13 protein-coding genes are annotated in these 13,426 nt (G+C 69.9%); all 13 read left to right on the forward strand.

Annotated features, from left to right (window positions below; genetic code table 11):
- Positions 1-182: 182 nt before the first annotated feature.
- The 13 genes from F6J85_RS02500 (at position 183) to rpsQ (ending at position 13,423) form a co-directional block, all read left to right on the forward strand.
- Positions 183-1,157: a hypothetical protein gene (locus tag F6J85_RS02500; RefSeq protein WP_150923702.1), complete on the forward strand. Its 975-nt coding sequence runs from the start codon at positions 183-185 to the stop codon at positions 1,155-1,157.
- Positions 1,130-7,666 (forward strand): prealbumin-like fold domain-containing protein, encoded by a 6,537-nt coding sequence (locus F6J85_RS02505; protein WP_150923703.1) that lies wholly within the window; start codon positions 1,130-1,132, stop codon positions 7,664-7,666. Before F6J85_RS02500 ends, F6J85_RS02505 begins: the two co-directional genes overlap by 28 nt.
- Before the next feature lie 380 nt (positions 7,667-8,046).
- A complete protein-coding gene (gene rpsJ, locus F6J85_RS02510) occupies positions 8,047-8,355 on the forward strand; it encodes a 30S ribosomal protein S10 (protein WP_045246810.1) in 309 nt (102 codons plus the stop codon).
- 8 nt (positions 8,356-8,363) lie between these two features.
- A complete protein-coding gene (rplC, locus tag F6J85_RS02515) occupies positions 8,364-9,023 on the forward strand; it encodes a 50S ribosomal protein L3 (protein ID WP_125131032.1) in 660 nt (219 codons plus the stop codon).
- Positions 9,024-9,028: 5 nt separating this feature from the next.
- Positions 9,029-9,694: a 50S ribosomal protein L4 gene (gene rplD, locus F6J85_RS02520; RefSeq protein ID WP_150920668.1), complete on the forward strand. Its 666-nt coding sequence runs from the start codon at positions 9,029-9,031 to the stop codon at positions 9,692-9,694.
- Positions 9,691-9,990, forward strand: coding sequence for a 50S ribosomal protein L23 (gene rplW / locus F6J85_RS02525; protein ID WP_135063323.1), 300 nt, complete (start codon positions 9,691-9,693; stop codon positions 9,988-9,990). The genes rplD and rplW overlap by 4 nt, the downstream gene beginning before the upstream one ends.
- 25 nt (positions 9,991-10,015) lie before the next feature.
- Positions 10,016-10,855: a 50S ribosomal protein L2 gene (gene rplB, locus F6J85_RS02530; protein ID WP_150920667.1), complete on the forward strand. Its 840-nt coding sequence runs from the start codon at positions 10,016-10,018 to the stop codon at positions 10,853-10,855.
- 13 nt (positions 10,856-10,868) lie between these two features.
- Positions 10,869-11,150, forward strand: a complete 282-nt coding sequence (gene rpsS, locus F6J85_RS02535; protein ID WP_147911206.1) for a 30S ribosomal protein S19 — start codon at positions 10,869-10,871, stop codon at positions 11,148-11,150.
- Between the two features lie 24 nt (positions 11,151-11,174).
- Positions 11,175-11,582 carry a 50S ribosomal protein L22 gene (gene rplV, locus F6J85_RS02540; RefSeq protein WP_150920666.1) on the forward strand — a complete coding sequence of 136 codons (408 nt, stop codon included), beginning with the start codon at positions 11,175-11,177 and terminating at the stop codon, positions 11,580-11,582.
- Complete coding sequence (gene rpsC, locus F6J85_RS02545) at positions 11,582-12,352, forward strand: 30S ribosomal protein S3 (RefSeq protein ID WP_135063331.1); 771 nt, start codon at positions 11,582-11,584, stop codon at positions 12,350-12,352. The genes rplV and rpsC overlap by 1 nt, the downstream gene beginning before the upstream one ends.
- A complete protein-coding gene (gene rplP, locus F6J85_RS02550; RefSeq protein WP_105673694.1) occupies positions 12,352-12,771 on the forward strand; it encodes a 50S ribosomal protein L16 in 420 nt (139 codons plus the stop codon). Before rpsC ends, rplP begins: the two co-directional genes overlap by 1 nt.
- Positions 12,771-13,088 (forward strand): 50S ribosomal protein L29, encoded by a 318-nt coding sequence (gene rpmC / locus F6J85_RS18110; protein ID WP_135063333.1) that lies wholly within the window; start codon positions 12,771-12,773, stop codon positions 13,086-13,088. Before rplP ends, rpmC begins: the two co-directional genes overlap by 1 nt.
- Entirely contained in the window at positions 13,088-13,423 is a 336-nt protein-coding gene (gene rpsQ, locus F6J85_RS18115) for a 30S ribosomal protein S17 (RefSeq protein ID WP_275094057.1), read from the forward strand. Before rpmC ends, rpsQ begins: the two co-directional genes overlap by 1 nt.
- The last annotated feature ends 3 nt before the right edge of the window (positions 13,424-13,426 follow it).

The following is a 13,426-nucleotide window of genomic DNA, read 5'->3' on the forward strand; positions in this document are numbered from 1 at the left end:
CGCGAGAGTGCACCGGATCCCGTGCACTCTCGCCGGGTCGGTGCACTTTCGGCTATGGGCCTTAGGGCCCGGATCACGCGGAGACGGGTCGAAGTACCCTTCCCGTGCGCAAAGTCCCCGGTCTAGGTTCGGGCCGCCACCGGGTGCAGGCTCACCCCGGCGGGATGCGCAACGAGGTGATCATGAGTAGAGGCACACACATGGGGGCATCCTCTGCCCGTCGCCCTCTCGGACTGCGGCGCCGGTGGTACGGCGGCGGCGTGGCCGCGTTGCTGACCGCGGTGCTCGTGTTCACCGGCTTCGGTTCGCCGGCGATGGCCGCCGTCGCACCTCCCGCCGACTCAGCGGAGTCCGCCGCGTCCGTCCCGCCCGAGCAGGACGCCGCACCCGCGCCGGACGCTCCGCCCGCGCCGGAAGAGCCCGCCCCCTCCCCGGCGCCCACGCCGGACCCGGCTCCGCCTGCGACGGAGGCGCCGGTCCCGCCGCCGGTCGAAGAGCCCGCCGCGCCCACCGCCGAACCCGTACCGCCCCAGGACGGGGCCACGCCGACACCCACGGCCGCACCGACCCCGGTCGAGTCTGAGCCCACCGATGAGCCTGCGGATGTCGGCGTGCTCGCCGTGCCCGCACCGGGCGCCACCACGTCCGTGATCACCGTCAAGGTCGGCTCCGACCGCACCGGGATCACCGGTGTGACCAACCTCGCCGGGGTGGTACTGCTCCTCAACGAAGGCGGTGCCGGCGGGCCGAACGGCACGCGCCCCGACGGGGTGGCCGGCACGGCGGACGGATGGGCGAAGTGCACGTCGGATGCCGCGGGCGACTGCTCCTTCATCGTCCCCGAGACGGGCCTCGGGCTCTTCAACATCCCCCAGGCCAACCGCGACGACCGCTATTGGGTCGTCCAGGCCAGCGTGCCCGACGGGTACTACGCCAACCCGTCACTGCGCACGGGCCCCGGGAGCGGCGGCGGTACGGCCACCGCCTATCAGTTCCGCACCGGCACCCAGCTGCGCGCCGGCAACGTCTACAGCTCGCAGAACGCGAGCGACTTCATGCTGTCCTCCGGGTCGCAGGCGACGGCGTCCGGGGGATCTGGCAGCAGTCGCGCACCAATGCAGCGCTCGATGTGTCCTGCGGCCTCGACGTCGCGCTGATCCTCGACCTGTCGGGCTCGGTCGGATCCAGTACGGGGCAGCTGAAGAGTGCCGCCGACGCCTTCGTGGACTCCCTCCAGGGCACCCCCTCGCGCATGTCGCTGTTCTCCTTCTCCACCGTCACGCCGGCGGAGGGGGCGACCGCGAACTTCCCGAGCCTGACCTCCGTGGCCACCGCCACGCAGGCGGATGCCTTCAAGAACCGGTACGCCGGCTGGACGGCGGTGGGCGGCACGAACTGGGACCGGGGACTCGGTGTGGCGGCCGCCGCGAACACCGCGGCGAACAACTTCGACCTCGCCGTCATCATCACCGACGGCGATCCCACCCTGTACAACCAGCCCTACCAGGGGCCGGGAAACTTCAATCGTTTCCGCGAGACCGAGAACGGCATCTTCTCCGCCAACGCCCTGAAGGCTGGTCCGGCAGGCGGATCGCCCACGCGGCTCATCGCGTTCGGCGTCGGTGACGGCGCGAGCGGCGCCGCGACGGCGCTGAACCTGCGCGCCATCTCCGGCCCCACCGCCTACGACGGTTCCAACGGCACGTCGGCCGACTACTACCAGACCGCGAACTACGCCGCGGTCGGGACGGCGCTGCGCAGCCTGGCGCTGGGCAACTGCGAGGGGGCCCTGACCGTCACCAAGCAGATCGTCCCGCAGTCCGCTCCCGCCGGATCCATCGAGGGGGCGACGCCCGCCGGCGCCGGCTGGCAGTTCACCAGCGAGATCGGCACCACCGGCGTCACGACGCCCGAGCCCGTGCAGACGACCTCCGCCGACGGCACCGGCACCGTCAGCTACCCGCTCGACTTCCCCGGCGGCACACCAGACGCATCGGTCACCGTGACGGAGGTGCAGCAGCCCGGATTCACCCTCCAGCCGGTCGATGACCAGAACGCCGTCTGCACGAATCTGAACACCGGTGATCCGGTCGTGCCCACAGCCTCGCCCACCGACGGCTTCACCGTCACCGTGCCCAGCACGCAGGCGGTGAACTGCACCGTCTACAACCGTGCGCCCAGCCCGGAAGCCGACCTCACCGTGACCAAGAACTGGGTCGTCAACGGTGTCTCCTACGAGGAGGGCGCCCAGCCCGGCGGCCTCTCCGCGCAGCTCCAGCTCACCGGTCCCGGCGATGCCGAAGCGACCGACCAGGGGTGGGGTGTGACCCGATCGGGGTACGCGCAGGGCGACACCGTCACGCTCACCGAGCAGGTCGCCCTGATCGATCCGACGCTGTGCACCGACGACGCGGCCGTGACGAGCCTCAACGGGGCCGCCGTGGACATCCCGCTCGGCGCCGGGTACGACGTGACGCTCGCCCAGGCGCAGAACACCGCGACGATCACCAACACCGTCACGTGCGAGAGCCGTCTCACCCTCGCCAAGGAGGTCGACGGCGGCGACGCCGACCCGACGAGCTGGACGCTGAACGCGTCGTTCCTGGCCGGCGCGCCGGTCGATGAAGGCCTCCCCGGGTTCTCCGGCGTCGACGGTGCCGCCGGCACGACATCGCAGCCGGTCACTCCCAATGCCCGCTACCAGCTGTTCGAGACCGGCGGCGACGCGCGGTACCTCCAGGTCGACGAGCGCACGGACCTGCAGTCCAATCCCCTGTCCACGGGGTCGGCGACGTGCATCCGCGTCGACGAGAACGGCGACCGGTATCCCGACAGCGGCTACTCCGACGGGATCAACGGCGGCGTCAACGTGCCGCTGGGCTACCGCGTGGAGTGCACCTTCGTGAACCAGGACGCCCAGCTCACCCTGCTGAAGACCGTGGTGAACGACGACGGCGGCTCCGCCACGGCCGACCAATGGGAGCTCACGGCCACCCCCGCGACCCTCGAAGGTCTCACGCCCACCACCGTCACCGGATCCGAGGAGGTCTCGGCGGCGAGCATCATCCAGGTGCGCCCCGACCACGTGTACACCCTCACCGAGGAGTCGACCGTGCCGGGGTACGAGTTCTCCCGCCTGCAACGGCGCGTGGGCGAGGAGTGGGTGGATGTCGAGGCCAACCCCGACCCGGCCGGTTACCCGCGGCAGAACGCCGACGGCGACTGGGAGGTCACCGTCCCCGCGCTGGGCGGACCGGTGTACCGGTTCGTCAACGACGACGTCGCCCCCACCCTCACCCTGGTGAAGGTGATCGTCACCGACAGCGGCGGCACCGCGGACGAGACGGACTGGACCCTGACGGCGACGACCCCGGATGGCCCGAACCTGAGCGGTCCCACGGGAACGTCGGGGGAGCTCACCGCTGGCGTGGCGTACACGATCGGCGAGACCGGCCCCGACGGATACGACTGGACCGACCTGACCTGCACCGGCTATCCCGACACGACGAGGGCTGCTCCCGAGCTGACCCTCCAGCCCGGCGACGACGTCACGTGCACGCTGACCAACGACGATGTCATCGTCCCGGTCACCATCGAGAAGTCCGACGGCGCCGTGGCGCAGTCCGCCGACGGGGTGTGGACCATCCGCTACCCCGTGGTCGTCACCAACACCAGCAGCACCCTGCCCACGACGTACTCGCTCACCGACGTGCCCGGCTTCGACGCGAGCTTCACCGTCCTCACGCAGGGCTGGGAGGGCGCGCCCGATGTGACCGACGTGCCGCTGGAGGCCGGCGGCACCGACGAGTACACGTTCGTGATCACGGCCGAGGCGAACGAGACCCCGGTCGACGCGTCGGCGCTGGAGTGCTCGACGACCGGCGGCGGCTTCTTCAACACCGCCGAGGCGACCTACCCGGGCGGGGAGGCGACCGACACCGGATGCGCCGTCCCGGCCGCCCCGACGGTGGAGAAGATCGCGCAGCCCACGGTGCAGAACCTCACCACCGGCGAGTGGACGCTCAGCTACCGGGTCGCGGTGGCCAACCCCAGCCAGATCGAGCTGGCCTACGAACTGAGCGACATCGCCGGCGCCCTCCCGGCCGGAGTCACGGGCGGGCAGTGGACGGCGTCGGATCCGGTCGCCGTCGGCGGCGGCACGTTCGTGCGCAGCGCCGACCCGGTGGGGGACGGACCGCTGGCGACCGGCACGCTTCCCGCCGGTGCGACGCACACCTACACGCTCTCGCGCACGGTGACGGTGGCGGCATCCGTCACCGACGCGGCGCTGACGTGCGGGACCGTGGTGGGCGAGGGTGGCGGGGTGTGGAACACCGCGACGGTCACGAACGGGATCGCCGAGCCGACCTCGTCCGACTGCGCGGAGATCGAGCGGCCCGATGCCGGCGTCACCAAGACGGTGACCTCGACGGTCCAGCTCACCGACGGCACGTGGCAGATCACGTATGACATCGCCGTGGCCAACTCGTCCGACGCGCTCGTCGCGGTCTACAGCCTCGCGGACGCGCTGCAGTTCGGCGGCGACATCACCGTGGAGGGCGCCACGTGGACGGGCCCCACGGGCACTGGCGACTTCGCCGCAGACGGCACAACGACGCTCGCGACCGACCGCGCGCTGGCGCCGGGCACCACGGAGACCTACACCGTGGTGGCCCGTGCCGGCGTCGACGCGGCGGCATGGGAGGGCGGCGACCTCGCGTGCGACGGCACGACGGCCGGCGGGTTCCTGAACACCGCCACGCTCACCGTCGCCGGCGATGAGGTTCCGGCCTCCGACTGCTCGGAGCCCGCTCTGCCGACGATCGAGAAGGTCGGCGTCGCGGTGACCCAGAACCCCGACGCACCCACGCGATGGACCGTCACGTACGACCTCACCGTCACCTCGGGCGGCTACGACACCTTCTACTCGCTCGGCGACAGCCCGTCCTTCCCGGAAGGGGTCACGCTCGGCGCAGGGACGGCCCAGCGCACCGACACGGAGGCCCAGCCGCTCCTGCCGGTGACGCCCGGCGCGGACTTCGTCACCGGCGTCGCGCTCGCCGCCGGCGCCACCCACGTCTACCGCGTGACGTGGCAGGTCGAGCTCACCGATGCCTACAGCGAGGATGACGCCGCCTGCACCGGCGAGCCCGGCAGCGGGTTCTTCAACGCCGCCCTGCTCCAGGTGGGCTCCATCCCGATCGACGCCACCGACTGCATCCCCGTCGACGAGCGCGTGTACCCGTCCGTCGCGAAGACGGTGACCACCACCGAGCAGGACCCGGCGACGGGCCTGTGGACCATCGTCTACGACCTCCAGGTGACCCTGCCCCCGCTCGGCGAAGACAACCCGAAGGGGCTGTCGGCGGCGTACGACCTCACCGACACGCTCGATTTCGGCGACGGCATCGACATCCGCAGCGCCTCGTGGTCGGGACAGTCCTCCGGCGACTTCACGTTCTCGCCGGAACCTGCGGTGCTCGCCTCCGGCACGGCGATCGCGGCCGGGGCCACCCACACGTATACCGTGCGCGTCGTGGCCGCCGTCACCGCCGCCGCGGTGGAGGGCGGCACCACCGCATGCCTCCCCGACGCGGCGGGCGGGTTCCTCAACACCGCGCAGCTGACCTCGGCGACCGTCGAGACCGACGTGCGCGCGTGCGCCGAGCCGGTGTTCCCCGAGGTCGAGAAGACCGCCGTCGGCGAGGCGGTGCTCGATCCCGACACGGGGCTGTGGTCGGTCGTCTACGACGTCGCGGTCAGGTACCCCACGACCACCGCCGACCCGCTGCCGACCCTCGCGTACGTCCTCACCGACGCTCCCGACCTGCCCGAGGGCGTCGAGGTGGCCGGCGAATGGACCGCGGAGGCGGCCACGACCGACACCCCGGCACCGGACCAGCCCTCGTGGGACGGCACCGGCACGTGGACGATCGTGAGCGGCACCTTCGACCCCGCCGCCGACGGAGTGCGGGAGCACCTGTTCACCATCACCGCGCAGGTGCGCGTCACCACGACACCGACCGGCGAGCCGGTGCAGTGCGACGACGTCGAAGGTCCGGGGGTCGCCATCGCCAACACCGCCACCGTGGTGTCGGGCGGGTACCGCGCCGACGACGACGCGTGCGAGCTCGTGCCCTTCGACGACGTCGGGATCGTCAAGACCACCGACGGCGTGGACGGACCGCTGGAAGCCGGCGACACGTTCGACTACGTGCTCACGGTGACGAACAACGGCATCGTGGATGCGACGGACGTGAGAGTCGCCGACCCCGTACCGAGCCGCCTGACCGTCACCGCGATCGACCTCTCGGCGGCCCCGGGCTGGTCGAACGAGAACGCGCCCGCGCTCGTGGACGACGGCAACGTCGTAGCGCTGCGCGCGGCGACTCTGCCTGCCGGGGGCAGCGTGGCGATCCGCCTCTCGGTCACCGTGAACGCGCTGCCGGCGCCCGACGTCGTCGCCCTCGGCCCCGACGACCCTGCACCCACGCCGCAGCTGCCCGAGAGCCGCCTCGTCAACGAGGCGTGCGTGACGGCGGTGGGCGACAGCGACCCCAGCAACGACTGCGACGACGTCACGGTCCAGACCCGTGACATCGTTGCGGCGGTGTTCACGCGCTGTGTCAGCGACGTGCCCAGCGTCGGATTCACCCTCGTCAAGACGGATGACCTCGTGGCTGAGCCGGTCCAGCTGTCGTGGACGCCGGATGGCGCGAGCCCGGCGACCGACCCGGCCTCCGTCGAGCGGTCCTACCCCGGCGGGTCGACGACTCACGCGGACGAGTTCGCGTGGGTGGGCGTGCGGGAGACGGCGGCCGGCGTCGGGATCGACAACGCCGGCCTGCGGCCGCTGCGCGCGTCGGACTACGCCCCCGGCGGCGGGTACTACCTCCCCGGCACCACCACGGTCATGACGCCCGAGCAGCAGGCGCAGTTCGTCGTCAACGGGATGATCCTCGACCCCGGCGAGACGGACTTCGCCTGGCGAGGTCCGACCACCCTGACCCTCACCGTGAACCCGGCCCTGACCTTCCAGATCGCCGAGATGCCGGCCGGCGGCGACTGCACCGCCGCCCGCCGCTCCGACGTGCGGATCGAGAAGACGTCCAGCCTCGAGCGGACGGCGCCCGGCGGCGCCTTCACCTACCGGCTGGAGGCCGCCAACGTCAGCACCGACTCCGCCGCCGAAGGCGTCGTCGTGACCGACCCGATCCCCACCGGCATCCGGGTCACCGACGTGACGTGGCCGGGGAAGGGTGACGCCGACGCGTTCCCGAACTGGCGGACCTGCGCCGTCACAGGTCAGAACGGTGCCGGGTACGGCGGCACGCTGCGCTGCGAGCTGTTCGGGCCGCTGCATCCGGCGGGGTCGGGGCTCGGCGCATCCGGCGCGCCGCCGATCACGCTCTCGGCCACCGTGGACCCCGGCACCGGCTCGACCACCATCCGCAACGTCGCCGTGGTGGACTCCCACACCTTCGGCGACCCCGGCGATGCGGGCCGTGACAGCGACGACGCGGCCGTACGGGTATCGTTGCTGCCGCCGACCGGAGGCGGGCCACTCGCGGCCCTCATCCTGTTCGGCGTGCTGGCCCTGGCCGGGGGAGCGACGACACTGGTCGTGCGTCGCCGCCCCCGTGAGGACGTCGCGGCAGCCCCATGACCCGGGGCCCGGCCCGCGACACGCCCGGGTTTGCGACACGCCCGGGCTGCACGTAGACTAGGGCAGTTCCACATTCCAGGAGTCGCCACGTGCGTGCTCCGGATCACTGCCAGGGCAGTGCATAGGCAGCGTGAAAGCGCGAGACCTAGGCCGCGGGCAGCAGAACAACACACCGACCCCCTCTGCTCCCTCCGGAGCCGTGCGTCCGCGCGCGGGGAGGACGGGCCGGATGCGCAGGCGTCCGGTTTGACAGCAGAACAGCGGTGCAGCATCGCCCGGAAGGGCGTCGAAGTGCCCGGCGTGCAAGCGCCATGGTGCGTCCAATGCCCGTGTTCCGAATGAACACAGCGGTAAGACGCGAGAAAGAGAGTGAGCAGACAATGGCGGGACAGAAGATCCGCATTCGCCTGAAGTCGTACGATCACGCCGGACTGGATTCGTCCGCGCGCAAGATCGTCGACACCGTGACCCGCGCCGGCGCCACCGTCGTCGGCCCCGTGCCGCTGCCGACCGAGAAGAACGTCGTCGTCGTCATCCGGTCGCCCCACAAGTACAAGGACAGCCGCGAGCACTTCGAGATGCGCACCCACAAGCGCCTCATCGACATCATCGACCCGACGCCCAAGGCCGTCGACTCGCTCATGCGACTCGACCTGCCCGCCGACGTCAACATCGAGATCAAGCTCTGAGGTCCGACATGGCTGATATCAACTCCAAGGTTTCGAAGGGCCTGCTGGGCACCAAGCTCGGCATGACCCAGGTCTGGGACGCGAACGGCAAGCTCGTTCCCGTCACCGTCATCGAGGTCGCTCCGAACGTCGTCACCCAGGTGCGCACGCCGGAGAAGGACGGCTACAACGCCGTTCAGATCGCGTATGGGCAGATCGACCCCCGCAAGGTGAACAAGCCGCTCACCGCCCACTTCGAGGCGGCCGGCGTCACCCCCCGCCGCCACCTCACCGAGGTTCGCACCGCGGATGCTGCTGACTACTCACTCGGTCAGGAGCTCACCGTGGACGGCCTCTTCGAGGCGGGCCAGCTGGTCGACGTCGTCGGCACCAGCAAGGGCAAGGGCACCGCGGGCGTCATGAAGCGCCACAACTTCAAGGGCGTCTCCGCTTCGCACGGTGCGCACCGCAACCACCGCAAGCCCGGTTCGATCGGCGCATCGTCGACCCCGAGCCGCGTGTTCAAGGGCATGCGCATGGCCGGCCGTATGGGTGGCGAGCGCGTGACCGTCCTCAACCTCACGGTGCACGCCGTCGACGCCGAGAAGGGTCTGCTGCTCGTCAAGGGCGCCGTCCCCGGCGCGCGCGGCCGCATCGTCTACGTCCGCAACGCAGTGAAGGGTGCCTGATCTCCATGGCTGACTCGACTCTCGCGCTCGACGTCGTGAAGGCAGACGGCAAGAAGGCCGGCTCCGTGGAGCTGCCCGCCGCTCTGTTCGACGTCAAGACGAACATTCCGCTCATCCACCAGGTCGTCGTCGCGCAGCGCGCGGCGGCTCGCCAGGGCACGCACTCGACCAAGCGTCGCGGCGAGGTCTCCGGCGCCGGCCGCAAGCCCTTCAAGCAGAAGGGCACCGGTAACGCCCGTCAGGGCTCGATCCGCGCGCCGCACATGACCGGCGGTGGCATCGTGCACGGCCCGAAGCCCCGCGACTACGGCCAGCGCACCCCCAAGAAGATGATCGCCGCCGCGCTCCTGGGCGCGCTGAGCGACCGCGCACGCGGCGAGCGTCTCCACGTCGTGGACTCGTTCGGCATCGAGGGCACCCCGTCGACCAAGACCGCTGCTGCGGTCCTGGCCCAGCTCGCGCCGAACCAGAAGCGTGTTCTGGTCGTCATCGAGCGCGGTGACGAGGTCACGGTCAAGAGCGTGCGCAACCTCGCATACGTGCACGTGCTCACGTTCGACCAGCTCAACGCCTACGACGTGCTCGTCTCCGACGACATCGTCTTCACCAAGGCCGCCTACGATGCGTTCGTCGCGTCCAAGGCCGGCGCAACCCAGGAGGTGTCGGCATGACCACCGTCAACAAGGATCCGCGCGACGTCATCCTCAAGCCGGTCGTCTCGGAGAAGAGCTACGGGCTCATCGACGAGGGCAAGTACACGTTCTACGTGGACAGCCGCGCGACCAAGACCGAGATCAAGCTCGCCATCGAGAAGATCTTCGGCGTCAAGGTGGCCGCGGTCAACACGCTCAACCGTGTCGGCAAGGCCCGCCGCACCCGCTTCGGGATGGGAAAGCGCAAGGACACCAAGCGCGCCATCGTCACCCTGAAGTCGGGCACCATCGACATCTTCACGGCAGTCGGCTGACGGTCGGGACAGAAGGACTCCAACTATGGCTATTCGCAAGTACAAGCCCACGACCCCCGGTCGCCGCGGCTCGTCGGTGGCCGACTTCGCCGAGATCACCCGATCGACGCCTGAGAAGTCGCTGCTGCGCCCGCTGTCCAAGACCGGTGGCCGCAACAACCAGGGCCGCATCACGACGCGTCACATCGGTGGCGGTCACAAGCGCCAGTACCGTCTGATCGACTTCCGTCGCAACGACAAGGACGGCGTCGACGCCAAGGTCGCGCACATCGAGTACGACCCCAACCGCACCGCGCGCATCGCGCTCCTGCACTACGTGGACGGCGAGAAGCGTTACATCCTCGCGCCGAACAAGCTGAAGCAGGGCGACGTCGTGGAATCCGGTGCCGGCGCCGACATCAAGCCCGGCAACAACCTGCCGCTGCGCAACATCCCCACCGGTACCGTCATCCACGCCATCGAGCTCCGCCCCGGCGGCGGTGCGAAGATGGCCCGTTCGGCCGGCGCCTCGGTGCGCCTCGTCGCCAAGGACGGCCCGTACGCGCAGCTGCGTCTGCCCTCGGGCGAGATCCGCAACGTCGATGCGCGCTGCCGCGCGACCATCGGCGAGGTCGGCAACGCCGAGCAGTCGAACATCAACTGGGGCAAGGCCGGCCGCAAGCGCTGGAAGGGCGTGCGCCCGACCGTCCGCGGTGTCGCCATGAACCCGGTCGACCACCCGCACGGTGGTGGTGAGGGCAAGACCTCCGGTGGACGTCACCCGGTGACGCCGTGGGGTCAGCCTGAGGGCCGCACCCGCCACGCCAACAAGGAAAGCGACAAGCTCATCGTCCGCCGTCGCACCGCCGGCAAGAAGCGCAAGTAGGTAGGAACAGAAGATGCCACGCAGTCTCAAGAAGGGCCCCTTCGTCGACGAGCACCTGCTTCGCAAGGTCGTGTCGCAGAACGAAGCGGGAACCAAGAACGTCATCAAGACCTGGTCGCGTCGCTCGATGATCATCCCGGCCATGCTGGGTCACACGATCGCCGTGCACGACGGGCGCAAGCACATCCCTGTGTTCGTGACCGAGACCATGGTCGGCCACAAGCTGGGCGAGTTCGCGCCCACCCGCACCTTCCGCGGCCACGTGAAGGACGACAAGAAGGGCCGCCGCCGCTGACGCGGAGGCGTAGAGGAGAGAGAAATGGTGGAGTCCATCGCACGCGTGCGACACATCCGCGTGACCCCTCAGAAGGCTCGTCGTGTCGTCGCGCTCATCAAGGGCAAGCAGGCTCAGGAGGCCCTGGCCATCCTGAAGTTCGCGCCGCAGGGCGCCAGCGAGCCCATCTACAAGCTCGTCGCCTCGGCGATGGCGAACGCACGCGTCAAGGCCGACCAGGAGAACGAATTCCTGGATGACGCCGACCTGTACGTGTCCAACGCGTACGTCGACGAGGGCACGACGCTGAAGCGTTTCCAGCCCCGCGCACAGGGCCGCGCGTTCCAGATCAAGAAGCGCACGAGCCACATCACGGTCGTGCTCTCGACGCCGGAGGCAGCTGACGCTCCGACGAGCGCGGCCACCGGCACGAAGAAGAAGGCGAGCAAGTAATGGGCCAGAAAGTAAACCCGTACGGCTTCCGCCTCGGCATCACCACCGACCACGTGTCGCGGTGGTTCTCCGACTCGACGAAGCCCGGACAGCGCTACGCCGACTACGTGGCCGAGGACATCAAGATCCGCAACCTGCTGAAGAAGCAGCTCGACCGCGCCGGTGTCTCGAACATCGAGATCGAGCGCACCCGTGACCGCGTCCGCGTCGACATCCACACCGCCCGCCCGGGCATCGTGATCGGTCGCCGTGGCGCCGAGGCCGAGCGCATCCGCTCCGACCTCGAGAAGCTCACGGGCAAGCAGATCCAGCTCAACATCCTCGAGGTGAAGAACCCCGAGGCCGACGCCCAGCTGGTCGCACAGGGCATCGCCGAGCAGCTCTCCGCCCGCGTGGCCTTCCGCCGCGCGATGCGCAAGGGTCTGCAGGGCGCTCAGCGCGCCGGCGCCAAGGGTGTCCGCGTCCAGGTCTCCGGCCGCCTCGGCGGTGCCGAGATGAGCCGTTCGGAGTTCTACCGCGAAGGTCGCGTGCCCCTGCACACCCTCCGCGCGAACATCGACTACGGCTTCTACGAGGCCAAGACCACCTTCGGCCGCATCGGCGTGAAGGTCTGGATCTACAAGGGCGATCTCACCAACAAGGAGCTCGCACGCGAGCAGGCCAACGCGCCGAAGTCCCGCGGTCGTGACGACCGTGGCGACCGCGGCGACCGCCGCCCGCCGCGCGGCCCCCGCAACGAGGCCCCCGTGGCAGAAGGAGCGTCGGCGTAATGCTCATCCCCCGCAAGGTCAAGTACCGCAAGCAGCACCACCCGGGTCGCTCCGGGCAGGCCACCGGCGGCACGAAGGTCTCCTTCGGCGAGTTCGGCATCCAGGCCCTCACGCCCGCGTACGTGACGAACCGTCAGATCGAGTCCGCTCGTATCGCGATGACCCGTCACATCAAGCGTGGCGGCAAGGTGTGGATCAACATCTACCCCGACCGACCGCTCACCAAGAAGCCGGCCGAAACCCGCATGGGTTCCGGTAAGGGTTCGCCCGAGTGGTGGGTCGCCAACGTCAAGCCGGGCCGCGTCCTCTTCGAGGTCGCGGGCGTCAGCGAGGAACTCGCTCGTGAGGCGCTGACCCGTGCCATCCACAAGCTGCCCCTGAAGGCACGCATCATCAAGCGCGAGGAGGGCGACGCGTAATGGCGATCGGCACCAAGACGCTCGCACCCAGCGAGCTCGACACGTTCGAAGACTCCCGCCTGGTCGAGGAGCTCCGCAAGGCCAAGGAAGAGCTGTTCAACCTGCGCTTCCAGTCGGCCACCGGCCAGCTCGAGAGCCACGGCCGCATCCGCGCCGTCAAGCGCGACATCGCGCGCCTGTACACCGTGATCCGCGAGCGCGAGCTCGGGATCCGTGCGACGCCGGCGCCGGTCGAGGCCGCCCCCAAGGCGAAGAAGTCCACGAAGGCCAAGAAGGCGGCTCCCGCCGACGAGGCCGTGAAGGAAGAGGCTGAGTGATGGCCACCACCAAGAAGACCGCTGAGGTCGCCGACCAGGCTGCCGGGCACGAGAGCTCCGCGCACGATGTGCGCGACGTCGACGCCCGCGGATACCGCAAGGCCCGCCGCGGCTACGTCGTGAGCGACAAGATGGACAAGACGATCGTCGTCGAGGTCGAGGACCGCGTGAAGCACCCCCTCTACGGCAAGGTCATCCGTCGCACCTCCAAGGTGAAGGCGCACGACGAGGCGAACGCGGCCGGCATCGGCGACCTCGTCCTCATCAACGAGACCCGTCCGCTCAGCGCCACCAAGCGCTGGCGCCTGGTCGAGATTCTCGAAAAGGCCAAGTGATCG

This window comes from Microbacterium lushaniae, from assembly GCF_008727775.1.
In the GTDB taxonomy this organism is placed as follows: Bacteria; Actinomycetota; Actinomycetes; order Actinomycetales; family Microbacteriaceae; genus Microbacterium; species Microbacterium lushaniae.

Coding starts and splice junctions, on each gene's coding strand:
- rplB (WP_150920667.1), top strand. CDS start 10,016: ATGGCTATTCGCAAGTACAAGCCCACGACCCCCGGTCGCCGCGGCTCG.
- rplW (WP_135063323.1), top strand. CDS start 9,691: ATGACCACCGTCAACAAGGATCCGCGCGACGTCATCCTCAAGCCGGTC.
- rpsJ (WP_045246810.1), top strand. CDS start 8,047: ATGGCGGGACAGAAGATCCGCATTCGCCTGAAGTCGTACGATCACGCC.
- rpsS (WP_147911206.1), top strand. CDS start 10,869: ATGCCACGCAGTCTCAAGAAGGGCCCCTTCGTCGACGAGCACCTGCTT.
- rplC (WP_125131032.1), top strand. CDS start 8,364: ATGGCTGATATCAACTCCAAGGTTTCGAAGGGCCTGCTGGGCACCAAG.
- rplV (WP_150920666.1), top strand. CDS start 11,175: ATGGTGGAGTCCATCGCACGCGTGCGACACATCCGCGTGACCCCTCAG.
- rpsQ (WP_275094057.1), top strand. CDS start 13,088: ATGGCCACCACCAAGAAGACCGCTGAGGTCGCCGACCAGGCTGCCGGG.
- rpsC (WP_135063331.1), top strand. CDS start 11,582: ATGGGCCAGAAAGTAAACCCGTACGGCTTCCGCCTCGGCATCACCACC.
- rplD (WP_150920668.1), top strand. CDS start 9,029: ATGGCTGACTCGACTCTCGCGCTCGACGTCGTGAAGGCAGACGGCAAG.
- rpmC (WP_135063333.1), top strand. CDS start 12,771: ATGGCGATCGGCACCAAGACGCTCGCACCCAGCGAGCTCGACACGTTC.
- rplP (WP_105673694.1), top strand. CDS start 12,352: ATGCTCATCCCCCGCAAGGTCAAGTACCGCAAGCAGCACCACCCGGGT.
- F6J85_RS02500 (WP_150923702.1), top strand. CDS start 183: ATGAGTAGAGGCACACACATGGGGGCATCCTCTGCCCGTCGCCCTCTC.